Genomic DNA, 24982 nt, shown 5'->3' on the forward strand with positions numbered 1-24982 from the left:
ATGCCGCTTTCGGGGAGGGCTCCGCCCCCGCGCAAAGCGGCAGGCTCTCTGCGCTCGGCCACGGACCGGGTTCGCTTCCCCAACCCGGTTCATAAACCCTTTGCCGTTGGGAGCTCAACGAACGCTCTTCTTTGGCCGTGCGTTGCTGCCGGTGCCGGTCGAGCCGACGCGGCCTCGTGCCACCGTTCCGTGACGTGGGGAGTTGTGATGCACCCGGCTGTTTGCGGCCACCGAACGAGGCAGGCGTGACACGGGTGCGGGGTCGGGCTGGGTCAGGGGTGCCGCTGTGCTCGGACGCGCAGAGAGAGGGACGGAATCCACCGGGCTGCGGCGACCGTCGGATCCGGTTTTGGCATGGACGGGCCGGGTTGGCATACTGACGTCGTGAACGACCTGGCGCTTTGGGCAATCGGGGTGGCCGTGGTGGCCACCGCCGGCAGTTTTTTCTTCGCGTTGGCGGAAACGGCCCTTTTCTCGCTCAGCAAGTGGCAGGTGCGCCGCCTGGCCGAGGCCCAGGGGGAACGCGGGCGCCAGGTCGCGGCCTGCCTGGACGCCCCGGACGATCTGCTGGCCACGATGGTCCTGGGCAACACTCTGGCCAACGGGGCCTTGCTGGGCGCGGGCTTGTGGATGGCGGTGACGGGGCATTGGCCCTGGGGCTGGACAGTGGCCGGAGTGTTGCTGGTGGCCCTGGTGTTGGGCGAAGTCCTGCCGAAGACCCTGGCCGTGCGGCGCCCGGAACGGTGGTCGGTGCGGATCATCCGGCCGCTGACATGGATGCACCGGGGATTGCGGCCGTTGCACCGGTTGGCGCAGCGGATCAACGGGACGCTGTTGCGATGGTGGTTGCGGGAGGCGCCTCCGGCCGTGCCCGGTCTTTCCGACGAGGAATACCGTGAGCTGGTGGAGCTGGCGTATCGTCAGGGCACGCTGGCGCGCGGCCAACGCGACTGGTTACTGCAAATCATTAGCCTGGACCGTCGGATGGCGCGGGAGGTCATGGTCCCCCGGGCGCAAATGAGCTGGATTCGCGACGATTTGTCGGTGGAGGAGATGATCCAGGAGGCGCGGCGCCGGCGGTACCGTCGCCTGCCCATTTACGACGAGGAAGCCGATACGGTGGTGGGCATTCTGAACGTGCGGGCCTTCCTGCTCGATCCGTATCAGGATCTTTCCGAGGTGATCGAGTTCCCGTCGTTTGTTCCCGAGACGATGAATCTGCTGCAGTTGCTGCAGAGCCTGCAGCGGCAGGGACGCGGCATGGCGATTGTGCTGGACGAGTTCGGGGAAGTGGCCGGTCTGGTCACGCTGGAGGACATACTGGCGGAGGTGGTGGGCGGCCGGCGTCGCGCGGTGCTGAGGCGGATGCGGGTGGAACGGCTGGGTCCGGGGCGATGGCGCGTGGACGGTTCGGTGCGGCTGGAGGAGTTTCGACAGGAGTACCCGGCGCTGGGAGAAGTCCCGGAGGTGGAAACCATGGCCGGACTGATGTTGAGCCGGCTGGGGGTGGTCCCCGCCCGAGGGGAATCCGTCGTGTTTCGCGGGTTGCGCATGACGGCGGAGGAGGTGGACGAACGACGGGTCCGGCGAATCCTGGTGGAGCAGGTGCGCCGATGACCCCGTGGGGCGGTCGCCGGGGGCAGCACAGGAGGCCGGGACGATGAGCGCAGACGGTGCCGTGTGGGCGGGCGTGGTCGTGGCACTGGCCGTTTCTTTCCTGTTATCCGGGATGGAAGCAGGCCTGTTTGCGTTGAACCGCCTCCGCATCCGGCACCAGGCGCGACAGGGCCGCAGCTCGGCGCAGCGGTTGCTGGAGTACCTGGAACGGCCCGAGCGTTTCCTCTGGACCATCGTGGTGGGGAACACACTGGCCAATGTCGTGGTGCTGGGCTGGATGTTTCTGGAGGTGCATCGGTGGACGCGCGGATCCGTCGCCGGCCTGGCCGTGGGTTACGCAGCCGGCGTGTACCTGTTTTACACGTTCTTCGATTTGTTGCCGAAGATGTGGTTTCGCACCCGGCCCAACCGGCTTTGCACCGCATGTGCCCCGGTGTTCCGCCTGGTGGACCTGCTGTTGCGGCCGGCGGTGTACGGACTGGAAGCCGCTTCGCGCCTGCTGCTGCGCTGGACCGGCGGCCGGGCCGCAACCGGCCGGCTGTTCGGGAATCGCGAGGAGATGCGAGCGATCATGCTGGAATCGGCCCAGGCCATGACCAGCGCGGAGCGGGCGATGATCCTGCGGGTGTTGGAGCTTTCGACGCTGACGGTCCGACAACTGATGCAGGATTGGGATCGGGCGCCCTGGATCTCGGCCGAGACCCCGGTGGGCCAGCTTCTGGAGCGGGCACGCCGCGAGGGATGGTCCCAGGTGCCGGTGCGCGGTTCCGGGGCCCGGCGGGATTCGGTCCTCGGCGTGGTTTCGGTGGACCACATCCTTTTTGCGGGGGAACCGGATCCGGACCAGTCCGTGAGTGGATGGTTGGAGCCGCCCCTGTGGGTGGAGGAGAATGAACGACTGGAAGTGGTGCTGCGCCGGATGCAGGGCTCGGGTCAGGTCCTGGCCGTGGTGCGGGACGGCAACGGCCAGGCCGTGGGGGTTCTTCGGCGCGAGGACATCCTGAGACTGATCTTCGGGGAGTTGCGCTTGTGAACGAGTCGTGGGGCTGGTTCGTCGTGTTGTGGAAGCTGCTGGCCGTGGCGGCGTTGGTGCTGCTGAACGCCTTCTTCGTCGCCACGGAGTTTGCGCTGGTGAAGATCCGGCCCACGCAACTGGCGCCGCTCCAGAGTCGCGGGCAGCGACGGGCCCGGATGGCGTTGCACCTGGTCCGGCACCTGGACGCGTACCTGAGCGCCTGTCAGCTGGGGATCACGCTGGCGAGTCTGGGGCTCGGGTGGATTGGCGAACCCGTGTTCGCGTACCTGTTGCAGCCGGTGTTCCGTTGGTTGGCGGTGGAAAGTCCGGCGGCGCAGGAGACCCTGGCGTTCGGGGTGGGGTTCAGTGTGATCACCTTTTTGCACATCGTGGTGGGGGAGATGGCGCCCAAGTCGCTGGCCATCCGTCGGGCGATGCCGGTGAGTTTGTGGGTGGCCTATCCCATGCACTGGTTTTACGTCGCGATGTACCCGGCGATCTGGCTGCTCAACGAGAGTGCCCTGTGGTTGCTGCGGTGGGTGGGGATCGAGCCGGTGGCGGAAGGGGAGGGCATTCGCTCCGAGGAAGAACTGCGGCTGGTGCTGGCGGCTTCCCAGCAGCAAATGGGGGTCTCGGCCTTCAGTCGGGAGCTGGTCCAGAACGCGTTGGATTTGCGCCATCGCGTGGTGCGCGAGGTGATGCGACCCCGGCAGGAGATTGTCGCCCTGGACACGACCGCCAGCATCAGCGCCTGTCTGGAGGTCGCCCAGCAGTCCCGCTACTCGCGGTTTCCCATCTGCGACGAAGGCGACCTGGACCGCACGCTCGGGGTCATCCACATCAAGGATCTGTATGCAATGCGCCTGAAGGCGCGCACGGCGGCCGAACTCCTGCCGGTGGCGCATCCGCTGCTCTACGTGCCGGAGACGGGCAGCCTGGAACGGCTGCTGCGACTGTTCCTGGAGCGGCGGTTGCACATGGCCATCGTCGTCGATGAATACGGCACGACCGTGGGATTGGTCACCCTGGAAAACGTATTGGAGGAGCTCGTGGGCCCGATCCAGGACGAGTTCGACCAGGAAAAGCCCGTTCTGACGGCCGTGGGCGAGGGCGTCTGGGAAGCGGCGGGCACCCTGCCGCTGCATGAGTTGAGCCAGCTTGTGGGCGAGCCCATTCACGCACCGGGCATCGCCACGGTCAGCGGCTGGATTACGCGACAACTGGGCGGGTTTCCGCAAAGCGGGGACACGGTACGCCTGGGCAATTGGGTCCTGCGTGTGCTCGAGACCGAGGGCGGTCGTGTGACGCGCCTGCGCATGGAACGTGGTGCGGAGGAGGGAAAAGCCCCGGCCCGGCAGGGCGCTTCCCCGGGCAGCGAGCAGTCGCCTCCGGCCTCCTCGTGAAAGAATCGAGTGGGGAGGAGGCCTGTGGCGGGCCGAAGGGCAGACTGCGGTCGAGGGGAGCCCCCGGCCGGTCCCGCCGGTAACCGAGCAGTGGTTGCCCGCTTCCGGCCCGGCTTTTCCGCCCGGCTCGAGTTGCCCTTCCCCGACCTTCACTCACCTCGGAGAGGGGATTGCCCCGCGGGTCCGGCCTTTACGGTGGCAAAGCGGTTTTTCACACTGGGCCGCATGCTGTTGCTGGGCTCTCTGGCCTGTTTCATTGTGGGTTACCTTTTGGGCTCGATCCCCACGGGCTACCTGGTGGCCCGGGCCCGCGGGGTGGATTTGCGCCAAGTGGGAAGCGGGAACATTGGCGCGACCAACGCATTTCGTGTGCTGGGCAGGGGCCCGGGACTGGTGGTGCTGGCGGGGGACGCCCTGAAGGGCTACCTGGCCTGCACGGTGGGTTACCAGAGTTGTTTGAGGCTGCTGGAGGCCTGCGGGGTGGCGGCCGGGGCTTCCGAGGTGGCTCGCGTAATGGCCGGCCTGGGTGCGGTGCTGGGCCACACGTACACATTTTGGCTCCGCTTTCGCGGGGGCAAGGGCATCGCGACCAGCGCAGGGGTGTTTGCCGCCCTGGCGCCCTGGGCGTTGGCGGTGGCCCTGGCGGGTTGGATCCTGGTCCTGGCCTGTTTCCGGTATGTGTCCCTGGCGTCGATCGCGGCCGCCGTGCTGTTGCCCGCCATGGTTTGGGTCATGCGGGAGCATGCGTTTCTGTGCTGGGTAACGACCCTGGTTGGGGTGCTGGTCATCGCGCGGCACCATGCCAATCTGAAGCGGCTTTGGCTGGGAACGGAACCGAAAGTGCAGTGGCGCGGAGGGCATCGGGCATGAGAATCACCGTGTTGGGGGCAGGAGCCTGGGGAACGGCGCTGGCACGGATGCTGGCCGAACGCGGTCACGAGATCACCTTGTGGGATTACTTTCCGGCCACGCTGGAAGGGATTCGACAAACAGGCAGCAACGAACGGTACCTGCCCGGGGTGGTCTTGCCGAAGGGACTGGGCCTGGAGCCGGTGGCGGATCGGGCCGTGGATGGAGCGGAACTGGTGGTGGTGGCCAGTGTGTCGCGGGCGTTTCGTGCCGTGACCCGTTGCCTGGGCGCGTTCGACGGCGTGGTGGTGAGCGTGACCAAGGGAATCGAATTCGAGACGGGTCTGACCATGTCCGGTGTGTTGCGCCAGACCGCACCGCGCGCGCGGGTGGTGGCGCTGTCCGGGCCGTCCCTGGCGTTGGAAGTGGCGCGCGGGGTGCCCACGGCCGTGGTAGTGGCCAGCGAGGACGCCGAGGCGGCCCGCCTGGCGCAGGCATTGTTCCACGGACCGACGTTCCGGGTTTACACCAGCAGCGACCTCGTGGGGGTGGAGCTCGGCGGCGCCCTCAAAAACGTGTTCGCCATCGGTGCAGGTGTCTGCGACGGGCTGGGTTTTGGCGACAATTCGAAGGCCGCCCTGGTGACGCGCGCCATTGCCGAGATGCGACGCCTGGGGGTGGCCTGTGGCGCGCGGCCCGAGACCTTCTCCGGCCTCAGCGGCATTGGCGACCTGATGGTCACGTGTTTTTCGCCGCTGAGTCGGAATCGGCAGTTTGGCGAGCGGCTCGGCCGGGGCGAGTCCGTCGAGCAGATCCTGGCCACCATGACCGCGGTGGCGGAAGGCTATCCCACGGCCCGGGCCGCGCATGCCCTGGCCCGCCGACTCGGGGTGGAAACGCCCATCATCGACGAGGTTTACGCCATGCTCTACGAGGGCAAGGATGTGCGGCGCGCGGTGCAGGACCTTCTGGCGCGCGAATCGAAACCGGAAGACTGAACCCGGGGCGCGCCGGCGTGACGCACGGGCCGCAGCCCGAGGCCCTGTCGGGGGCCGGCGGCCATCGCAGCCGAAACGTCATCCACCACGCCAGCTCCCTGGTCGAGAGTTGGAATCCACGGCCGCTGTGCTACGTTGAGCGCCGACGCTTGTTCCACAACGGAGTCGGAACCATGAACTGGAAGACACCAGACCTGCGAGTTCATCCGCCGCGAAGCCCCCGGGTTCGATTGGGCGGATACGTGATTTTGCCGCGCATGTTGGACAAGGGGCGGGCCCTGCTGGCCGGCACCAACGGCGAGTACAACTACAATTGCCCGCTGGATCAACAGTTCCTGACCTTCACCGGGCTGGATGCCGAGGCCTTGAAGGCGGAACTGGCGGCCGGCAAGAGCGACGCAGAGATCCTGGCGTGGGTGCAGGCCCACGCGCGGCCCCGCTCCCCCGCCGAGATTCTGGCCTGGTCGGCCTGGCAGGAGCAACGGGCCCCGGACAACCCGGAGGCACGGGCTTTCTTCAACGAGATCCACCAGAAACTGGCGCCCCATCGCACGGACATCGTGACGTGGTTCGATTTGCTCGATCTGGACGATTACGTGAGCTTTGGCGGCCGTCCTTGAAGGACGCGCACCGACGTCCGTTTTGGAAGGGAAACTCCATGGCGCCCGAATGTGAACTGCCCCGTTTTCAGCCCTCCTCCGAGGAGATTCGGGCCTTGTTGGCCCGCGCACGCACGATCGCCGTGGTGGGTCTGTCGGACAAACCGGATCGCGACAGCTACCGCGTGGCCCGGTATTTGCTCGACCAGGGTTACGAGATCATTCCCGTGAACCCGAACATTCGGGAGGTCCTGGGACGCCGGGCCTGGGCCGACCTGCGCGAGGTACCCCATCCGGTGGACATCGTGGACATTTTTCGCAGGCCGGAGGCGGTGCCGGAGATTGTCGAAGCCGCGATCGCGCGCCGGGACGGCGCCATTTGGATGCAGGAAGGTATCGTCCATAATGCCGCCGCGGAACGTGCCCGGGCGGCGGGACTGCTAGTGGTGATGAACCGCTGCCTCCTGAAGGAACATCGGCGGTGGCGGCAAGAAAGCGGCGCGCAAGGTTGAACGAACCAAGGCCACTCGACCCGCTCACGGCGCGGGTCGGCGCGGGCTCCTTCCGCCCGCACGGGGGAATTGGCAAAGCGCGACCGGCATCCGCGGGTTGCGCCGCTGGCGAGGTGCCGGTGTTCCGGTCCGTCATGCCTCCCCGCTTCGCCCGGCCCGAGAGCCCGGCTGCGGGCGGACAGCTTGGGGAACAAGCCCTCGCGCGCCATTCAATGCTCCTTTCGATGGTCCTCTTCGACAGGAACGGCGTCTGAAGGATCCCGGGAATTCCGCGTAACACCCCCGGGATGGTTCGCTGCAACGCCCACTGAGGTGCGGCGGCTGGATCGGACTGGCGGGTCGCTTCGTCCCGCTTTCCACTGTTCCGTTTTCCCCCGGGGTCCCGGCCGGCTGCGCAGAGCAGGAACGAGTTCCCGAGGTCGCCCGGACTCTGTTGAATAAGCGAGGCGGCGCGGCGTCAGTAATTTTTTGGACTTGGAAAGCCTCGGGGTCGTGGCGGAACCCGGTTTCTTTTTGCGCATGCTGAGATGGTCTTGTAGGTTGAGCCGTACAGAATCGAACCATGAAATACGTTTGGGTCCTCTTATTCGTGGCAGGGTTGGGTGCCGGAGGCTACTTCATCTGGCGCCAGCAGGCGACGGCAGGGGCGGCTTCGAGTCAGCCGCGGCGGCCGACCACCGCGATTGTCATTCAGACGAACATCAGCTTTGCGGTGAATGCGGCCGGCGAGATTACCCCTGCGGAGCAGGTCTCCGTGCGCCCCGAAATCACCGGTCGCATCGAGCTTTTGCCGGTGGACATTGGCGACTTCGTAAAAAAGGGCGACCTGCTGTTCAAACTGGACGACAAGGAGCTGCAGCAGCAACGGGCCTCGAATCTGACGGCGGTCGAACGGGCCCGGTTGGAGCTGGAAAAGGCGGAGCGGGATTTGCGCCGGGCCGAGCAGCTTTTGGCGGATCGTCTGATTTCCCAGGAGCTCTACGACGACACGCGCACGGCGTATGAACTGGCGAAGAACTCGCTGGCGCGGGCGGAGCGGGAGCTGGCGATCGTGGAGGAGCGCCTGACCAAAACCGAAGTGCGGGCCCCCTTCGATTGCACGGTGCTGACGCGGCCGGTGTCGGTCGGGCAGGCCGTCTCCGGATCGGGCGGGGTCAGCGGCGGCACCGAGGTGCTCACGATTGCCGATCTGAGCACGATGGTGATCAACGCGCACGTCAACCAGGCGGATGTGCCGCGGCTGCACGTGAACCAGAAGGTGGAGGTCACCGTGGAAGCCGTCCCGGGCCTGGTGGTCACCGGGATTGTCGAACGGATTGCCCCGCAGGCCACCATCCGGAACAACATCAAGGGCTTCGCCACCCGGATCGTGTTGCGGGACGTCGATCCGCGCATCCGACCCGGCATGACGGCCAACATCCGCATCCCGGTGGCCTCGGCCTCCAACGTCACGGCGGTGCCCTTGTCCGCCGTGTTCACGGAAAAGAATCCGGAAACCGGCCAGTACGAGCGCTTTGTGTACGTGCGCAAGCCGGACGGCGCGGTCGAGAAGCGCAACGTCAAGGTGGGCGTTTCGGACTTCTTTTACGCCGAGATTCAGGAGGGCCTTTCAGCCGGGGAAGTCGTGATGTTGGAGATGCCGCGCGAGGAGCGTGAACGGCGGGCGCGGCTGGCGGCCGGTCAGGGTCCCGGTGGCGGGCCCGGTGGACCCGGCATGCGACCGGGCGGCGGGCCCGGGGGCGGACCGGGCGGACGGCCGGGGGGCGGCCCCCGGCCCGGCGGCGGAGGCGGGCCGCGACAGGGCGGCTGAACCCGCGCGGAACGGAGGCGCCATGGCACTGGTGGAACTGCGCAACGTCAGCAAGATCTATCACCTCGGCGGCGAGGAAATTCGCGCCCTGGACAACGTCTCGCTGGACATCGAGGAAGGCGAGTTCATCTCCATCATCGGCCCGTCCGGCAGTGGCAAATCCACCCTAATGCACATCCTGGGCTGTTTGGACACCCCCACCAGCGGCACGGTGAAGTTGGACGGGATCATGATCCAGGACGCCTCACCGCGGGAACTGGCGGCCATTCGCAACCGCAAGATCGGCTTCGTGTTCCAGTTCTTCAATCTGCTGCCCAAGCTGAACGTGCTGCAGAACGTGGAGTTGCCGATGATCTACAGCGGCGTGCCGGCGCGCGAACGACACCGGCGCGCCATGGCGGCGCTGGAGGCGGTGGACATGGCCAACCGGGCCAAACATCGCCCCAGTCAGCTGTCCGGGGGCCAGCAGCAGCGGGCGGCCATCGCACGGGCGCTGGTGAACAATCCGCGCATCATCTTTGCCGATGAACCCACGGGCAATCTCGACTCGCACACGGGCGAGACGATTCTGCAGTTGTTCCGCCGGCTGAATGCCGAGGGCCGGACCATCGTCCTGGTGACGCACGATCCCGAGATTGCCGCGGTCACCCCGCGGCGCATCGAAATCCGGGATGGACGCATCGCGCCCAAGCCGGACCTCCGACTGGCGGGTTTGCAGACCAGGCAATGAACCGCACTCCCCAACCGGATCCAGTTGCGAAGACGCGCTCCGTGTGGTCGGCCATGGGTCCGACCCTGGTGGCGGGGCTGCGGGAGATTTGGGCGCACAAGTTTCGATCGCTCCTGACGATGCTCGGCATCGTGCTGGGGGTGTCGAGTCTGGTGGCGATGTCCGCCCTGGTCACCGGCATGGAACGGGGGGCCAAGGAGGCCCTCATCGCCATCGGCGGGTTGGCGCGCATTCGCATCGAGCCGGCGGAGCTTCCGGCCGAGCAGCGGCACCTGGCCGACCAGGCCGTCGGCATCACCTTGCGGGATGTGGAGGCGCTGGAACAGAACATCCCGCTGGTGACGCTGACCTCTCCGGAGATGCGCATCCCGGTGACGGTCTCGGCCAACGGGCGCACCTTCCGGCCCTGGCTGTGCAGTGGGGTGCGACCGGCGGCCCTGGAGATGTTCGAGCACCGCATTGCCCACGGTCGGATGTTCAACGAGATCGATGACGAGCTGGCCCGGAATGTGTGTGTCATCGGCACGGCGACGCGGGACGAACTCTGGGGTTCGCCGGAGGACATCGGCCGGGAAATCATCCCGGTCGGGGAGACCCTCTACATCAACGGCGTGCCGTTCGTCATCATCGGCATGTTCGAGCATTACGAAAGCGAACAGGAGCGGCGCGAGCGGGAATTCCGTCAGCGGCAACAACCGCAACCGCAGGCGCAGACCGGCCCGCAGCGGGATCGGGGGTGGGGACGAAGACCCGGCGGATTCGCCTTCCGGCTGAAGAACTCGACGATTTACCTCCCTTTGAACACGGTCTGGATGCGGTTCCGCGGTCTGGTGGCGACGACGGGGTTCGGTCCACCCCGCTTGCAGGCCACGAACGTGGTGCCGGACCGGGCCGAGCCGGTTCTGTCGAGTTTGGAAGTGAAGCTGGCGTCCATCGAGGACCTGCCCGAGACCCTTCAGCAGATGCGCAATGTCCTGATGGTGACCCACCGGGGCATCGAGGACTTCCAGTTTCGCACCCAGGAGGAATGGGCCGAGCAGATTGAAACCTTTGTGCGCAACGCGCGCATCAGCGGGGGCCTGATTGCCGGCATCAGTCTCCTGGTGGGCGGCATCGGCATCATGAACATCATGCTGGCCAGTATCTCCGAACGGGTGCGAGAGATCGGCATCCGAAAATCCGTGGGTGCTTCGGACGGTGACATTTTTGTGCAAATCCTGGCGGAGTCCGTGGTGATCTCCGTGCTGGGCGGGTTTTTGGGGATGGGCGCGGCCCTGGGCTTGGTGCGGCTGGTCAGCCAACTGTCGCCCACGGGCAACGAGCCCATCGTGACGCCGTTGGCCCTGGGGGTGGCGTTCGGTTTCAGCGTGGTGGTCGGCATCCTGGCCGGGCTGTACCCGGCCGTGAAGGCGGCCCGCCTGAATCCCATCGAGGCCCTGCGTTATGAGTGAGTTGTGGCGTCAGCACCGGTCTGCGGCCCTGATCGCCCGCGGGAGGTTCCAACCATGACCCTTTGGACGTCCTTTCTGGTGGGGCTCAAAGAAGTCTGGGCCCACAAGATGCGGTCCCTGTTGACCATGCTGGGGATCATTCTGGGGGTTTCGAGCCTGGTCGGCATGGCGGCGATCATCAAGGGCATGGAGAACGGCATGAAAGAGACGATGATCGCCATGGGCGGGGCGGACAAGGTGCTGCTGGAGGAGAGCGACGTGCCGGCCGAGCAGGAACATCTGGCCGATCAGGCCCCGGGACGGACCATGGCCGACGTGATTGCCCTGCAGGAGACGGCCCCGCTGATCCGGTTGGTTTCTCCCGAGATGCGGGTGAACAACGCCATCCTGACGCGCGGGGGCCGCATGACGGTACCGAGTGAGTGTGTGGGCGTAACGGAAGCGGCCCTGGAGATGAACCTCCACACCGTGGCGCACGGCCGCTTTTTCACGGAACTGGACCAGGAACTGGCCAATCCGGTCTGCGTCATCGGCACCGCGATCCGCGACGACCTGTTCGGCTCGCCGGAACGAACCGGACGGGAGATCATCCCCATCGGCGAGACCATCTTCATCAATGAACAGCCCTTCACCATCGTGGGGATGTTCGAACATTACGAAAGCGAACAGGATCGCCGACGGCGCCTGGCCCAGCAACGACAGGGCACTCCCGCCGTGGCCGGTCCGGAGCGGGCTCGGGGGTTCGGACGCGGCAACTGGGCTTTCGAACGCAAAAACCGCACCGTGTACATCCCGCTGAAGACCGCCTGGCTGCGGTTCCGCGCCTCCTCCGACCGTGGCGGCATCCCCGACCCGCGCCTGACGGATGTCGATTTGAAAGTCGCCAGCCTGGACCAGCTCGAGACCGCTCTGCAGCAGGCGCGCAATGTCCTGATGCTGACCCACCGGGGCATCGAGGACTTCGAGTTCCGCACGCAGGAGAACCAGGTCGAGAACATCAATCAGCAGATTCGCAACGCCCGCATGAGCGGCGGCTTGATTGCGGCCATCAGCCTGCTTGTCGGAGGCATCGGGATCATGAACATCATGCTGGCCAGCATCAACGAGCGGATCCGCGAGATCGGCATCTGCAAGGCGGTGGGCGCAACAGGGTTCGCCATTTTCACACAGGTCTTGATCGAGAGCCTGGTGGTCGCCCTGCTGGGAGCGGCCCTGGGCGTGCTGGTGTCGTTTGGGTTTGTGCATGTCCTGTCCTGGGTGACCCCGACGGCCAACGAACCGGTGATCACGCCCATGGCATTGCTGGTGGCCGTGGCGTTCAGCGCCGCCGTCGGGATTCTGGCCGGGCTGTTCCCCGCTTTCAAAGCGGCACGGCTGCACCCCATTCAGGCGCTACGCTACGAATAGGAAAGGTCCGCCCCCTGCCGTGCCCCCTGGCAGCAGACCCGGGGGCTGCATGTTCCAACACAAATGGGCGGGCCTCCGCGGAAGGGCCGGTTCCACGGATCGCCCGGCCCGGAGCCGCAGCCTACCAGACGCGCGCCCAGATCACCTTCAGATAGCGGCCCTCGGGGCAGTTCGACATCACCGGATGATCCGGCCCTGCTCCGGTCCGATCCAGGATTTGGAGTCGTCGGTTCAGCCGATGCACGGCGCGACAGACCCATTGTTCGAAGTCTTCCGCGGTGACCAGGCCGGAGCAGGAACAAGTGACCAGCAGACCGCCCGGGGCGACCAGCGCGGCCGCCAACCCGTTGAGATCTTCGTATCGACGCCGGCCCTCCTCCCGTTCCTCCCGGCTCGGCACAAACTTCGGCGGATCGACCACGACCACGTCCCATTGCCGGCCGTTGCGTTGCATTTGCCGGGCATAGCTGAAGGCATCGCAATGGACCCACTGGACCCGCACCTGGTTCAGGTTGGCATTGCGCCGGGCCCGGGCAATGGCTTTCTCGTCCAGGTCCACCCCGGTCACGTCTCCGGCCTTCCCCAGCACTGCGGCGGCCAGGGCGAATCCGCCGGTGTAACAGCACAGGTCCAGCACGCGCTGGCCGGGCCGCAGAAGCCGGGCCAGTCGCACCCGGTTGTCGCGTTGATCGCAGAAGAACCCCGTCTTGTGGCCCTCGGCGAAATCGACTTCGTAGAGCACCCCGTGTTCGCGAATCCTGACCCGCCGGGGCGCGAGATCGATCGGAGATTCCGGAGCCGGGATTCGCTCCACGCGGCGGGCGAGCTCGCTCACCTCCACGACCGCGTGGCGCGTACCCAGGCGCCGGTGGAGATGGGGCAGCCACTGCGGCAGCCGCTGCCAGATCCCCAAACTGTGGACCTCGATGCTGAGCACGTCTGCGAGCTTGTCCACGATGAGGCCGCTGAGACCGTCTCCATCGGAGTGCACCACGCGAAATGCGTCCGTAACCTCGGGCAGCCGCAAAACCTCCACACGCAGCTCCACAGCACGATCGAGCAATCTGACGAAGTCTTCTTCGGTAAACGGTTGCGGGCCGTGCTGCAGCATCCGCAGCGGCACCCGGGCGTGCGGATTGTAAAGGCCGGTGCCAAACCACCGGCCCGCCTTGTCGTACACGGTCACAAGGCTGCCGGGTTGAGCGTCCGGGGAGGCTTTCGCGATCATCGCCGGGTAAAGCTGGGTCGAATAGCTGATGTACTTCAGCTGGACCCACGGCCGGATCCGCTCGGCTTCGGGAGTTCCGCCGACAGCCGGGGTGGGTTCGATGACAGACGCCTCCGGCTCGGCGGTTTGCCTGTCAGGCAACGACGCCGGCGTGGTGGGATCCCGAACCTCGCGGGCTTTTTGGGTGGTCGCGTGTTTGCGCATGCTGCCGGGGATTTTGCGCCGAGGTGCGGGCGTCGTCCACCCGAACGAAAGCGGCCCGGGGCATGTGTCGGTTTCGGCGGCCGACAGAGCTCGCGGGCAGCTCCGCGCGCAAACCAGACGGGCCGATTCTTACCACCCTCGGTTGACCCGCAGGCGATAAAGTCTGCCCTCTGGCGTTGCGGTGGTGAGCGAAATGGTGGAAACGCCCGGGGCACCGGTGCTGGGCGCCGACCAGACCTCTTGCCAGCCCTCGGCGGGGCCCGGGCCGGGCAACGGCCGGCCCTCCAGAGTGTACTGGCGGTCGGGGACGGTGCGAAACGTGATCTCGACCTGGCCGGGGCGTGGCGCGATCTGGAGCGTGAACCGCGCGCCCGAGTCGCGGGGATCGGTACCGGCGAGGAATTCTGCGAGGTTCGGAGAACCGTCGCTGTCCGGATCCTGCGCGGCATCCTCGGAGTTGCGCGGGTCCAGACCGTGGATGCCCTCCCAGGGATCCGGCAGTCCGTCCTGATCCGTGTCCACGAGGAACGAGCCCACGGGCGGCAGGGCGCCGAGAGTGGCTCCGTCGGTTCCTGCCCCGATGGCCGGGGAGTCCGGCTGCAAGCGAAAATCTTCCGCCAGCGGGTTGCGGAATCGGGGATCGGCCGACAGGTTCCCCTCGCCGGGCCACGGCGCGGGACCGTCCGTGTCCGAATGATGCAGGACGAGGGACGACAGATCGTCCAGGGTCACGGGCGAGCCGTTCCCCCAGAGGATGTTGTTCCACGCGACCGCGTGGCCGCCGCCCTGACCCGCGGTTTTCTGGTAGAGATGGAAGCCGTGCCGGGTGCGGGTGACGGTGTTGTGGACCAGTTCGGCCGTCGACGAATCCTTCACCGCCACGCCGCTGTCCACGTCATGGATGACACAGTGGCGCACCACGATGTTGGTGGAGCGTTCGCCGATGGAGACGCCCTTGTCGAAGGGAAAATCGTGAATCCAACAGGCCTCGACCACCACGCCCTCGGACTCGCTGCCGAGGTCGATGGCGTCGACATTGGTTGCGGCGCCATGTCGCAGGGTGCAGCCGCGGATGACCGACCCGGGGCCGGCCGCGTCGAAGTCGATCCCGTCGCCGCGAATCCGTTCGAAGAGGCTGTCCTCAATGACAATGCGGCCATATCGGAAGAGGGTTTCATAAAAGTTGGTGAAATGACAGGCACGCACGTGGGTGAAGGCGGCCCGCTCCGCGAGCAGGATGGGGGTGCCGCTCGTACCGGAAGGGAAGTCGCGGAACGTGACGAATTCGAACCGGCCCTGGGCGCCGTTGCGGACGGCGGTTTGGCCGCCGGCAATGTCAGTGTGGCGCACGAGGAGTTCGGCGTTCGTGCCGGAAGCGGTCAGGTCGGCCCAATCAGCACCACTCAGCGGGAGGAGTTGGATGCGCCGGTCGGGGGTGCCGACCAAAAGGATTCGCCCGCCGGCCTGGGCCCGGAGGGCCACGTTGCTGCCCAGGTACACCTGCGTGCCCGGCTCGATCGTCAGTGTGAGATTGGCGGGCACGACCACCGTGTTGGTCAGGTGCACCGGACGGTCGGCGGTCCATGTGGTGTTGGAGAGGAGCGTTCCGCCCCAAACCAGGGGGGCGGGCAGGACCGTCCAGGTCTTCGAGACGGTGGGGCGGTTCGTGTCCTGCCACCTGCCGGCGGAGTCCAAGCCCAACACCCGCACGGTGTAGCTGCCGGGGGGCAGATTGGACAGGACGATGGGGACCGCATCGTCGAACAGGGTGGGACCGTAGCGGAGGCTGTTGGTCAGCGGGAGGACTTCGCTCCAGGGCCCGTCGTTGAGTTGCCAGCGATAGGCCACGATTCCGGGGCCGGCCACGCGCAGCACTGCCCAGTTCTGTGTCGTCGGCGAGGCGGGTTCACCGGCCACGGTGGCCCCGGGCGGCACCAGTGCGCCAAGATCGAGGCCGTTGGGTCCGGCGCCGCGGGCCGGGGAGTCGGCCTGCAGGGCAAGGTTGCTGCGGATGTTTTGCCATGTCATCGGCTCCGCCAGACTCACGAACAATGGGTCGTTGGTGAAATTGCCCTGGCCGGGCCCGCCGGGGAACTCCAGCGTGGGCAGCAGATTCGACCGGACCAGCAACCGGGTGAAGGTATTGGTGAAGTTGAGGAACAGGCGCTGGTCGGTCACGTCCCAGATGATGTTTCCCTCCAAAAGGGCCGCCGCGCCGGGGGTGACCCCGGAACGGGGCTCGTAAAAATTCACAACGGCTGCCACCGCGGCGGCCGGTGCGTTGGTGCGGATGCGGACGATGGTGTTGTTCTGGAGCACGGCACTGCCGCCATCCTTCAGGAGGAGGGCGTGGTCGCAGTCATAGAAAATGTTCCGCACGATCATGAGCTCCGAGGTGTTCGTGCCGTCGGCCCCGGTACTGATGGCGTTGGCCGTGCTGGAGCGCGCGGCGTCCTGGTGAACGTGCAGAAAGAGGTTGCCCTCGATGTGGGCGTCGGTGCCGTCCAGATCGAAGCAATCGTCCACGGCGCCCAGAAAGACGTTGTCGAGTAGCTGCAAAATGGGGCCGGGCCGGTTGCCGCCCGTGATATCCAGGATGTCGTTGTAACCGGTGGTGGTGCCAAAGACGTTGCCCTGAATGACGATGTGGCCGTTGGGCGGCATGCCACTGATGTGGACAAGCTCGTCGTTCTGAATCGAAGGCAACCAGCAATTCCGCAGAACCAGGGAACACTGGGTGAGGTCGAGCAGCTGCACCGTGGTTTGAGACCACACGATGTCTTCGAGGTAAAGGCTCGTCTGGTTGCCGCGGATGGTGCCCGTGCCGGCCGCGTATTCGATGTCGGCGTGCGTGATGCGCGATTCCTGGGCACCGGCGGTGAAATCGAGGCGGCTCCAACTGGTGGCTCCGGTGGCTTCGTTGCGGGTGAACCGGATGCGTTGGCCGGGCGTCCCTTCAGCGATCAGCCGGCCTTGAATCGTCATGCGGAGACCCTGGTTGAACCGGACCTCGACGCCGGGCTCGATGGTCAGCGTGACCTGGGGCGCGACGGTCAGGTTGTTGGTGATCACAAACGGCGCCGCGGCAAGGGTCCAAACGGTGGAGTTCGTGAGCGTGCCGCCCACCTCGGTCAGGGCCGGCCCCGACCACGGAACGAGGAAACAGGCGAGCAGACCGAGGACCGGCCTGGCGGTCGAAGGTACGGAGCCGAGGGAAAGCGGAGGCCGAGTTTTCATGGTTCAAGTTGGACCTGGAGGCGATAGAACCGGGGTTGGATCGGTGCCCGGGGATCGACGAGTTGAATCGTTTCAGGAAGTTCAGCCACGAGGTTGGTCCATGCGTACCAGGGACCGGTCGGTCCTTCGTCGCTGCAGAGCACGTGGTACCGGCGCCCCGGCGCGGCGCGGAACGTCAGCACGAGGCCGGAGGCGTTGGGGTGTCCCGCCGTGAGGTACAGGAAATCGGATGCGTTCCGGGGATCGCTTCCGGTCACGAGCTCGGCGCCGTTGGGCTGGCCGTCGCCGTCGGGATCCCCGTTCCAGCCGTCCATGTCCGTCCCCCTGCGCGGATCCAGACCGTGTTGGCGTTCCCACCAGTCGGGCAGCCCGTCCGCGTCGCTGTCGGTTGCGGTGGTCCGACCGGCCGAGGGCAGGTCGGCGATCCAGTACAACGGTTCGTTCCCGAAGCCGGTCAGGCGGGTTCGCTGGAGGGAGATCCCCGCGGTGAAAAGGTCCAGCGGCCAGGGGGGCTCGGACTGGTACTGAATGCGCTCGACCAGGACATGGGGCACAAACCCGGCGTCGGGACGGGGTGGCAGTTGCGGGGGATCGGGTTTGTAAAGCTCGAGGATGCCGGCGCGTTCATCGAGTTCTCCGGACCATGGTCCAAGAATCGGCACGGGGGCGGGGACTTCGTAAGCGGCACGGAACCAGGCGAGCTCCTCCGGCTGCGTTGCCGGATCGAAGTCCACCACTAATGCGAGGCCCCTGGGCGGCAGGCTGAATTGCGGGGGGAAAACAAAGTCAATCGAGCCGGCCAGACGCCATCGGTTGGTGGGGGCGTCGGGATCGTAAAGGAGCAGGGGCTGGTCGCTCAGATTGCAAAGTTCCACGAACTGGCCCGAGCCCGGGCGCGTAGAATCGAACTTTTCGACCGGTCGGCAGTGAATCTCGCTGATCACCAGCGGCCCCACCAGGGGTGCGGAGTTGGGCGCGCCCCGACCGGTGCGGAATTCCTCCAATGTGGATGGATTGTCCGCCCCGAACGACCTTTGCCGCAGCGCGACGAATTCCTCGCGCCAACTGGTCCGAATGCGGCCCAGGGAAACTCCGTTGGCGGCGGCCCCGAATGCCGCGCGGGCCCGGCGCCCGGTCAAGGAGCCATCCGGGTTTACCTCGCTCAATACCACCTCGCCCCCGTGGGCGGAGTCGAGTTGGAAGGGCACGAGCGTGTCTTCCTGGAGCGGATTGCCGAACTGGTCCTGATAAAACACAACGAACCCTCCGGCCGGCAGGACCGTACCCGGCGGAATCCGAAATTTGCGCGGCACGACCGGGTCATCGCTGAGGTACCAGCCGCTCAGGTCCACGGGTTGATGGGATGCGTTGTACAGTTCGATGGCGTCTTCCAGAGGCGGATCCGTGTGGGTGAGGATTTCGTTGATTCTCACGGTGGGCAGCAGCACGTAATTCGGTCCGCCCGGACTGGCCGTGTCCGGAAAGGCAGCGAACGCGGGGGCGCCGTCGGGAAGTCGGCCCTGAGATACCGCGAGGACCTGCGGCCCGTATAAGATGCCGTCGATCTGCTGACCGGTGGACAGATACAGACCGATCCACCCACCCTCGGCGGCCAGTCGAAACCGTGCATGATCGGCACCTCCTGTCTGGCGACCCTCGGCATATACAAGCCAGTAACTCTCGGGCCCGATGTACGAACGAGCAGGGAAAGGCGAGCGGGCGCGGTCCGTGGGATCGTCACTCAGGGCCATCCCGCTCAACTCCACCGGTTGCGGTTCGGGGTTGTAGAGTTCGATCCAGTCCTCGCCCTGGTCGGGGTGGGCCATCCACTCGTTGATTCGGACCCGGGCGGGATTGCCCAGGCTGGCGGGGACGTTGAGGTCGCCCGGGGTGGGCAACGCCAGAAGCCAGTCCCCCATTCCGTCGGGGATTCTGGCCAGGCTGAAGTCCGCGGGCTGGGCGCCGTAAAACACCGCATCGAGCACGGTACCCCCTTGCTCCGGCGCGTTGAACAAGTACACCGCACCTCCGGCGGCGGCCAGGCCGAAGCCCGTGTTTTGGGCCGAGGGCGGCAGGTCCGGATCACACCACACGACGAGTCGCTCGCCACCCCCCAACCGCGTCCCCGGCGGAAACACCCATTTCCGCGGCTGCCGCAGGTCATCCGAAAGACTCAAACCCGTCAGATCCACCGGATGGACGTCCGGGTTCAGAATCTCCAACCAGTCGGCGCTGCGGCCAAGGTCGTTCGTGATCCGGCTGTTTCGGGCCTGGAGTTCGTTGAGCACCACCAGGGCAGCCCCGCAGTTGGTCAGCGTGCGAACCGCCACGATGCTCAAACCCCAGACAATATCCGAACTGTTGGTGGCCTGCTGATGCACGGAGACGGCCACCGTGTTGGTACCGTGCACCACGAGCGAAGCCGGCAGAAAAAACGACTCCGGTTGGGTGGCCTCGTCCGAGGAACCCGGCCCCCCCGTGGCCAGGGTGGCGGGACTGACAGGGCCCTCGGGCATGCGGATGCGCACGGCTTCGCGGCCATTGAGATAGATGACCGCTCCATCGTCCAAATGGGTCGAGGCCTGAAAGAGGAACTCGTCAGGGGCGTTGGTCAGCAGAAAGGTCGTGCGAAAATAATAGGCATGACCGGGCAGCAGCCCCGAACCGGCAGGGGGCCGGCGCGGATCCTGCAATACCGTGTTGACCAGACCAGTGATGGCCGGGTTGCTTTCGTAGGCCAGCAACCCCGGGCCGACCGGCCAATGGGAGTCGTCGTAATCCGGCCGGGCCCAGTCCTGCGTGTCGAAACCGGCCGTCTGCTGGTAACGCCAGAGATTGGTGTAGGTGAGCAGGGGGATGGAGAGTACGGTGACCACGCAGGGTGGCGGGCCCTCGCTGTTGGCGGCACCCGGGGTCGGCAACGTGAGATTCTGAATGGTGGTGCCGCCGTCCGGCACGCGTCCCTGGGCCACGTCGATCTGCTGCGGCCCATAGGCAACGACATCGATGAGGCTGAGGTCGTTTCCCAGCAGCGCAATCAGTCCCTGCTCGGCGGACAGTTGGAAAGCGACGTGATCGGCGCCCTGTTGCGGATCGTTGTCGGCCCAAAACCGCCGGAAACCCTGCGGGCCGATGAAAGACAGGGGAGCGATCCGGTGGCGACGGGGGAGGCCGATGGGGTTGTCCGTCAGGTACAGGCCCCCGAGGGCCACGGGCAAGGGTTCCGGATTGTACAGCTCGACATAATCGCGCGGCGCCAGTTGCTGCGGTCGGGCCAACCATTCATTGATGCGCACCTTGTGGGGATCTCCGAGCGGCTGGACCATGTTGGTGCCTCCCAAGGTCGGTTGGGTGAGAACAAACTCGCCCGTGTTTCCGATCCTTCCGATGGAAAGATCGGGCAGCTGAAGTCCAAAGGTTACTTGGTCCAGCAGTGCGCCCCCGCGGCTGGGTCGGTCGAACAAATAGACGCCCTCGCCGTCCTGATTCAGGGCAAACCCCGTGTGCAGGCCCGAAGTGCCGTCGGGATTGTTGGCCCACAACACCAGATACGAGTGGGGCGCCAGCACCGTGCCCGCAGGGAAGGTAAACTTGCCCGGCGTGGCCGGGTTGTCGGTGAGCCGCATGCCCGACAGGTCCACGGGTTGCGCCGTCTCGTTGTAGAGCTCGATGGCATCCGGATAGGTGCCTTCGTGGGCGACGGCCGCGCGGTTGTTGGCCAGGACCTCGTTGATCCGGACGCCGGGCCAGTTGGTCAGCACCACCCAGCTCGCGGAAGGTGTGGGTTCCGATTCAGCCTGCCAACGGCCTTGCGCGTCCGCCCCGAGTACTTCCACCCGGTTGGTGCTGCCGTGCGCCAAATCGGTCAGGACAATCGCCTGCTCCACGGGCTGCGGATCGCTCCAGACGCCGCCGTTGAGACGGAAGCGGTAGGCGACCACGTTCGAGCCGCCCACGTGCAGCGTGGCCGTGGTCAGCGGAGTGGGCGAGCGGGGCTCGCCGGAGATCCGGGCGCGCGGCAGGGGCGGGTTGGTTTGCAGATGCGGCGCGATCTGGGCCGCCAGATGGCTGCGCCGTGCAGCCATCCACTGTTTCAACGCGTCCCGCACGGGCCCCGGTACGAAGTCGCGCAAGGTCTGGTCCACCGTCAGGTCGAACTCCGCCTGGCTGAAGGCGGTGCGGAGCAGCCGATCCAGCGTGTGATAAAACAGCGCCGGTGTCTCGGGCAATGACCACAGCCGCTGCAGTGCGGGCAGGTCCGCGTCTCGCGTCCACTGGAGGAAATCCAGCGTGGGGCTCCCCGGATGGTTGCCCTGGCCGAGGATCGTGTCCAGGTCGTAATACATGAGCCGGAACCTCCGATCCGAAGCCCCGGCGTACAGGACGTAGTCGTCGTTGTAACCGTTGTACAACGAGGTTTCGCGGTTATCGAGCAGGGCCATGACCGCGAAATAGGTCATCCATTGCTCCCAATGGATCACCGAGCGAACCGCGTCGGCGGTCAACAGGTCGTTGGTGCCCAGGATTCGCAGCAGCGTCAGCAGGTCCGACCAGTCGTTTTCGCTGTTGTTGGTCCATTTGAACCATGTGTTGGTATAGGCCAGGTAGTTGCTGCCCCGCCAGGTGAAGGAAGAGGGGGCAATGTCCCGCAGCGCCCGATACACGTTGCCGGCCGGGTCCTCCGGAAACCAGCGCTCCGCCCAGTCGCTGTTCACCACTTCGTTGGCTGCGTAACACCCCCCGTAGGTCTGCGGGCCGTTGTTGGCCAGGTTGCGGTTGTTGACCCGCACCTGCACGGGGCGGGAAAAGGCGCCTGCCAGACCGGCTTTCAAGGCCAGCGTGGCCCCCAGAATCTGCAGGTGCGTGTACTGCGCATTCAGATTGAGGGCGACGACGCCCTGCCACGGCTCGTCGCTTCGAAAATTGACCCGATAGTTGTTGGGCTTGGCGGTGCGGCTGCCATGCCCACGGTTGCGTACCCCGATCAGGTACCGGACCTGCAGCCCCGTGGCGTCCTGACTGATGAAGGTGGCATTCATCTGGGCATCGGACAGCGCCGACCCGTCCGTGGCAGAACCGATGTAGGCCAGCTGCCGACGTTCTGCCTCGGTCAGGACGATCTTGTACAACGGGAACGGGCCGGCATAACGGGTGTCGTCCACCTGATAGAGGGCATTGGCCACGGGGCCCAGAATCACGCCGTTGGTCTCGACCGCGGGCGCGGGCCAGAGGCGCACCTGACCCAGGTCATCGCGCGCCTCAAGATAGAACTCGACCACGGCGTCGTTGGTCTGCGGGGGAATGGCCGCACCGAATCGGCCGTCGAACGGGGCGCCATCCTCGTGTTGCCCGTCGTCGTGCATCGGAACCGTCTCGAAAGCCGGGCTGCCATCCAACCGCCAGTATAACCGGAGCGTGGCGCCGCCCGGTTGCTCATCCAAGAGTCGGGCCGTGATCCAGACCGGATCCGTCGAACGCGGCACCGCCGGCCAGTGCTGCACCTGCACGATCATCGGGGCCAGATTGGTCTGCGCCACCGAATTGGGTCGGCCCGGCGTGCCACCGGCAACCCGGCTGGGAGCCCAGTTCTGGCCGGGGTCGTTGGACAACGCCGGCTGCATGAGTTCCAGCGAGGATCCGCCACCGTCGGCCGCCGACTTCCATGTCCAGCCGCGCTGGCCACGGTCGGGCGGGCTCCGCAGTCGCACGGCCCAGTCCCCCTCGTCGGCGTAGGTCACCGCGTCCACCAGCTCTCCCCGCGCATCGACCAGCTGCAACGTGTCGCGACTGTTGCTCAGGCGACCGGTCCAGTTGCCGACCACGTTCGTGACGTCGGGATACAGGCTCGAAAAGGTGGCCAGATCCGCGGCCACCACGCAAAAGCCGCCCGGTGGCAGTGTGACCGCCGGGAAGGTGAACTCCACGCCCCGCGTCAGGCGCCAACCGGCCAGGTTCACGGGCTCGTTGCCGGCGTTGTAGAGCTCGATGAATTCTTCCCGAACATCTTCGGACGCCGGGTGAAAATGGATCTCATGAAACACAACCGAGGCCTGCAAATGCCCCGCGATCGCCATCGCCAGTGCAGCACCGGTGGCGCGACGACGCCGACCGCCCGGGGGAGCGGGTCGGCGGATGATCCCCGGCAGGGACAAGATGTCCACGCTCTAACCTCTATCACCGCCTGACCAGACGGGCAATGCCGGCCACGCCTCCGGAAGCGCCGCGGCTCGGGCCGGTCCCCCGCGGCCCAGAAGGTCGGGACCTCCTGCCCCTTCCAAGGGTTGGCACTGCCGCAATGGCCGGCTCCGGCCTCGGGGACCGACGCCGTGGGTCAACGATCAGTCGGCCCCATGGCCAGGCCGACGGCGACGGATCGGGAGTGCGAAGGCCCGATCCATGGGACGGCGCCTCCGCACTCGGAAGGGCCGAAAAGCGCGCTGATTCTCGGCAACGCCTCACCCGTGGGGAGAAGGGATGGGCCGCCTTCCACTGCACGGAGGAAGCTCCGTTCGTTGACACCGCAGCACCGGATTCCTAGGCTGCGGCGGATGTCGCGATTGCCGTTTGAGCTGCTGCTGGCGCTGCGGTATCTCCGGCCCAAGCGCTCGTTCGTGTCCGTCATCACGCTGATCTCCGTGCTGGGAGTCACTTTGGGAGTGGCCGTGTTGATCATCGTCATCAGCGTGATGAGCGGGTTCGATCATGATTTGCGCGAGCGCGTTTTTGGCTTCAACGCGCACCTCAAGGTCCTGCGCCGCGACGGGGCCATGCCGGACTGGCAAAGCGTGCTGGCGCAGGTGCAAACCAATCCGCTCGTTCAGGGTGCTGCGCCCTTTGTCCTGGGCCAGGTCCTGGTGGAAACCCAGCCGCCCTTTGGTCAGCCCCGGGTCTTTGCCCCCGTGGTGCGGGGATGTGCCCCGGAGCTGGAGCCCCGGGTGAGTGCCCTGCCGCGCAGCGTGGTGTCCGGCGGCTTCCAGCTGGGACCGCGCGACCTGCTGGTGGGCACCGTTTTCGCGGAGAACATGGGCCTGGCGGTGGGGGACCGCGTCACGCTCTACTCGTGGCAGGAGTTGCGGCGTCTGAAGGAAAGCCATGAGCGGCAACAACCCGAGGCGATTCTTCCGGAAGAGTACACCGTGCGGGGGATCTTCGACGCCGGGTATTACGAGTTCAACGCCAACGTGGTGGTGACCGGTTTGGAAGATGCCCAGGAGTTGTTCGACCTGGCCGGCGACGATGCGGTGCACGGCCTCATGGTGGCGCTGCACGATCCCCTGCAGCCCCAGACCGCCGCGCGCACCCTGCGGCTCCAACTGGGGCCGGAATACGTGGTGACCACCTGGATGGAAGACAGTCCCCTCATGCTGGCCGTCCTGGTGGAGAAGAACGTGATGCTCTACATCTTGTTTTTCATCGTGATTGTGGCGGCCTTCGGGATCACCTGCACGCTCATCACCTTCGTGGTAATGAAGACGCGCGAGATCGGAGTGCTCAAGGCGCTGGGCGCCACCCACCGCCAGGTGTTGTGGGTGTTCCTGGGCCAAAGCCTGATCGTCAGCATCGGTGGCGTGGCCGCCGGCGTCGGTCTCGGACTGACCGCCATCGCTTACCGGAATGAATTCCTCGCCTTCCTGCGCCGGGCCACCGGGTTCGAGTTGTTCCCCGCCTCCATCTACGGCTTCGATCAACTGCCTGCCCTGGTCCTGCCGCGGGATGTGGCCATCATCTGCGGCGGCTCGCTTTTGATTTGTCTGCTGGCGGCCGCGTTTCCCGCGCGGCACGCCAGCCGGCTCAACCCCGTGGAAGCCCTGCGCCATGAGTGAGTTGTTGTCCGGGCCGAATCCCACCGGGCGGTCTTCCGCTTCCCTGGAGACCGGCCCGGGGGCCGTGGCGACTCCCGCGGCGGCGCTCACGGCGGAGCC

General features: G+C 66.2%; 15 protein-coding genes. 12 read left to right on the forward strand and 3 right to left on the reverse strand.

What is annotated here, in order from left to right; all coding sequences use genetic code 11:
• Positions 1–384 precede the first annotated feature (384 nt).
• The 11 genes from ACPDIT_RS07635 to ACPDIT_RS07685 all read left to right on the forward strand — a co-directional run bounded on the left by ACPDIT_RS07635 (position 385) and on the right by ACPDIT_RS07685 (position 12391).
• Positions 385–1617 carry a hemolysin family protein gene (locus ACPDIT_RS07635; RefSeq protein WP_423442604.1) on the forward strand — a complete coding sequence of 411 codons (1233 nt, stop codon included), beginning with the start codon at positions 385–387 and terminating at the stop codon, positions 1615–1617.
• A 43-nt stretch (positions 1618–1660) separates the two neighbouring features.
• Positions 1661–2650: a CNNM domain-containing protein gene (locus tag ACPDIT_RS07640; RefSeq protein ID WP_423442605.1), complete on the forward strand. Its 990-nt coding sequence runs from the start codon at positions 1661–1663 to the stop codon at positions 2648–2650.
• Positions 2647–4035 (forward strand): hemolysin family protein, encoded by a 1389-nt coding sequence (locus ACPDIT_RS07645; RefSeq protein WP_423442606.1) that lies wholly within the window; start codon positions 2647–2649, stop codon positions 4033–4035. The genes ACPDIT_RS07640 and ACPDIT_RS07645 overlap by 4 nt, the downstream gene beginning before the upstream one ends.
• A gap of 195 nt (positions 4036–4230) precedes the next feature.
• Positions 4231–4905 (forward strand): glycerol-3-phosphate 1-O-acyltransferase PlsY, encoded by a 675-nt coding sequence (plsY, locus tag ACPDIT_RS07650; protein ID WP_423442607.1) that lies wholly within the window; start codon positions 4231–4233, stop codon positions 4903–4905.
• A complete protein-coding gene (locus ACPDIT_RS07655) occupies positions 4902–5882 on the forward strand; it encodes an NAD(P)H-dependent glycerol-3-phosphate dehydrogenase (protein WP_423442608.1) in 981 nt (326 codons plus the stop codon). Before plsY ends, ACPDIT_RS07655 begins: the two co-directional genes overlap by 4 nt.
• Positions 5883–6055: 173 nt before the next feature.
• On the forward strand, positions 6056–6502 hold the full coding sequence (locus ACPDIT_RS07660; RefSeq protein WP_423442609.1) for a DUF5069 domain-containing protein: 447 nt from the start codon (positions 6056–6058) through the stop codon (positions 6500–6502).
• A 38-nt stretch (positions 6503–6540) separates the two neighbouring features.
• Complete coding sequence (locus tag ACPDIT_RS07665) at positions 6541–6993, forward strand: CoA-binding protein (RefSeq protein WP_423442610.1); 453 nt, start codon at positions 6541–6543, stop codon at positions 6991–6993.
• Positions 6994–7555: 562 nt separating this feature from the next.
• Positions 7556–8803, forward strand: coding sequence for an efflux RND transporter periplasmic adaptor subunit (locus ACPDIT_RS07670; protein ID WP_423442611.1), 1248 nt, complete (start codon positions 7556–7558; stop codon positions 8801–8803).
• 22 nt (positions 8804–8825) lie between these two features.
• The gene (locus tag ACPDIT_RS07675) at positions 8826–9533 is read left to right on the forward strand and encodes an ABC transporter ATP-binding protein (protein WP_423442612.1); all 708 of its coding nucleotides are present in this window, start codon (positions 8826–8828) and stop codon (positions 9531–9533) included.
• Positions 9534–9586: 53 nt separating this feature from the next.
• The gene (locus ACPDIT_RS07680; RefSeq protein ID WP_423442613.1) at positions 9587–10984 is read left to right on the forward strand and encodes an ABC transporter permease; all 1398 of its coding nucleotides are present in this window, start codon (positions 9587–9589) and stop codon (positions 10982–10984) included.
• 54 nt (positions 10985–11038) lie between these two features.
• Complete coding sequence (locus ACPDIT_RS07685) at positions 11039–12391, forward strand: ABC transporter permease (RefSeq protein ID WP_423442614.1); 1353 nt, start codon at positions 11039–11041, stop codon at positions 12389–12391.
• Positions 12392–12512: 121 nt separating this feature from the next.
• On the opposite strand, the gene ACPDIT_RS07690 is transcribed toward ACPDIT_RS07685, so the two are convergent.
• From ACPDIT_RS07690 to ACPDIT_RS07700, 3 genes are all read right to left on the reverse strand, one after another.
• The gene (locus tag ACPDIT_RS07690) at positions 12513–13823 is read right to left on the reverse strand and encodes a class I SAM-dependent rRNA methyltransferase (RefSeq protein WP_423442615.1); all 1311 of its coding nucleotides are present in this window, start codon (positions 13821–13823) and stop codon (positions 12513–12515) included.
• A 129-nt stretch (positions 13824–13952) separates the two neighbouring features.
• A complete protein-coding gene (locus tag ACPDIT_RS07695) occupies positions 13953–17060 on the reverse strand; it encodes a right-handed parallel beta-helix repeat-containing protein (protein WP_423442616.1) in 3108 nt (1035 codons plus the stop codon).
• Complete coding sequence (locus ACPDIT_RS07700; RefSeq protein ID WP_423442617.1) at positions 17057–23221, reverse strand: lamin tail domain-containing protein; 6165 nt, start codon at positions 23219–23221, stop codon at positions 17057–17059. Before ACPDIT_RS07700 ends, ACPDIT_RS07695 begins: the two co-directional genes overlap by 4 nt.
• A gap of 387 nt (positions 23222–23608) precedes the next feature.
• On the opposite strand from ACPDIT_RS07700, the gene ACPDIT_RS07705 reads away from it, so the two are divergent.
• On the forward strand, positions 23609–24883 hold the full coding sequence (locus ACPDIT_RS07705) for an FtsX-like permease family protein (protein WP_423442618.1): 1275 nt from the start codon (positions 23609–23611) through the stop codon (positions 24881–24883).
• Positions 24884–24982 lie beyond the last annotated feature (99 nt).

It is taken from the genome of Limisphaera sp. VF-2, assembly GCF_049537125.1.
Taxonomy (GTDB): Bacteria; Verrucomicrobiota; Verrucomicrobiia; order Limisphaerales; family Limisphaeraceae; genus Limisphaera.

Excerpts from the sequence above, each read along its gene's own strand:
- ACPDIT_RS07640 (WP_423442605.1), top strand. The coding sequence starts at position 1,661 with ATGAGCGCAGACGGTGCCGTGTGGGCGGGCGTGGTCGTGGCACTGGCC.
- ACPDIT_RS07655 (WP_423442608.1), top strand. The coding sequence starts at position 4,902 with ATGAGAATCACCGTGTTGGGGGCAGGAGCCTGGGGAACGGCGCTGGCA.
- ACPDIT_RS07660 (WP_423442609.1), top strand. The coding sequence starts at position 6,056 with ATGAACTGGAAGACACCAGACCTGCGAGTTCATCCGCCGCGAAGCCCC.
- ACPDIT_RS07665 (WP_423442610.1), top strand. The coding sequence starts at position 6,541 with ATGGCGCCCGAATGTGAACTGCCCCGTTTTCAGCCCTCCTCCGAGGAG.
- ACPDIT_RS07670 (WP_423442611.1), top strand. The coding sequence starts at position 7,556 with ATGAAATACGTTTGGGTCCTCTTATTCGTGGCAGGGTTGGGTGCCGGA.
- ACPDIT_RS07675 (WP_423442612.1), top strand. The coding sequence starts at position 8,826 with ATGGCACTGGTGGAACTGCGCAACGTCAGCAAGATCTATCACCTCGGC.
- ACPDIT_RS07680 (WP_423442613.1), top strand. The coding sequence starts at position 9,587 with ATGGGTCCGACCCTGGTGGCGGGGCTGCGGGAGATTTGGGCGCACAAG.
- ACPDIT_RS07685 (WP_423442614.1), top strand. The coding sequence starts at position 11,039 with ATGACCCTTTGGACGTCCTTTCTGGTGGGGCTCAAAGAAGTCTGGGCC.
- ACPDIT_RS07690 (WP_423442615.1), bottom strand. The coding sequence starts at position 13,823 with ATGCGCAAACACGCGACCACCCAAAAAGCCCGCGAGGTTCGGGATCCC.
- ACPDIT_RS07695 (WP_423442616.1), bottom strand. The coding sequence starts at position 17,060 with ATGAAAACTCGGCCTCCGCTTTCCCTCGGCTCCGTACCTTCGACCGCC.
- ACPDIT_RS07705 (WP_423442618.1), top strand. The coding sequence starts at position 23,609 with ATGTCGCGATTGCCGTTTGAGCTGCTGCTGGCGCTGCGGTATCTCCGG.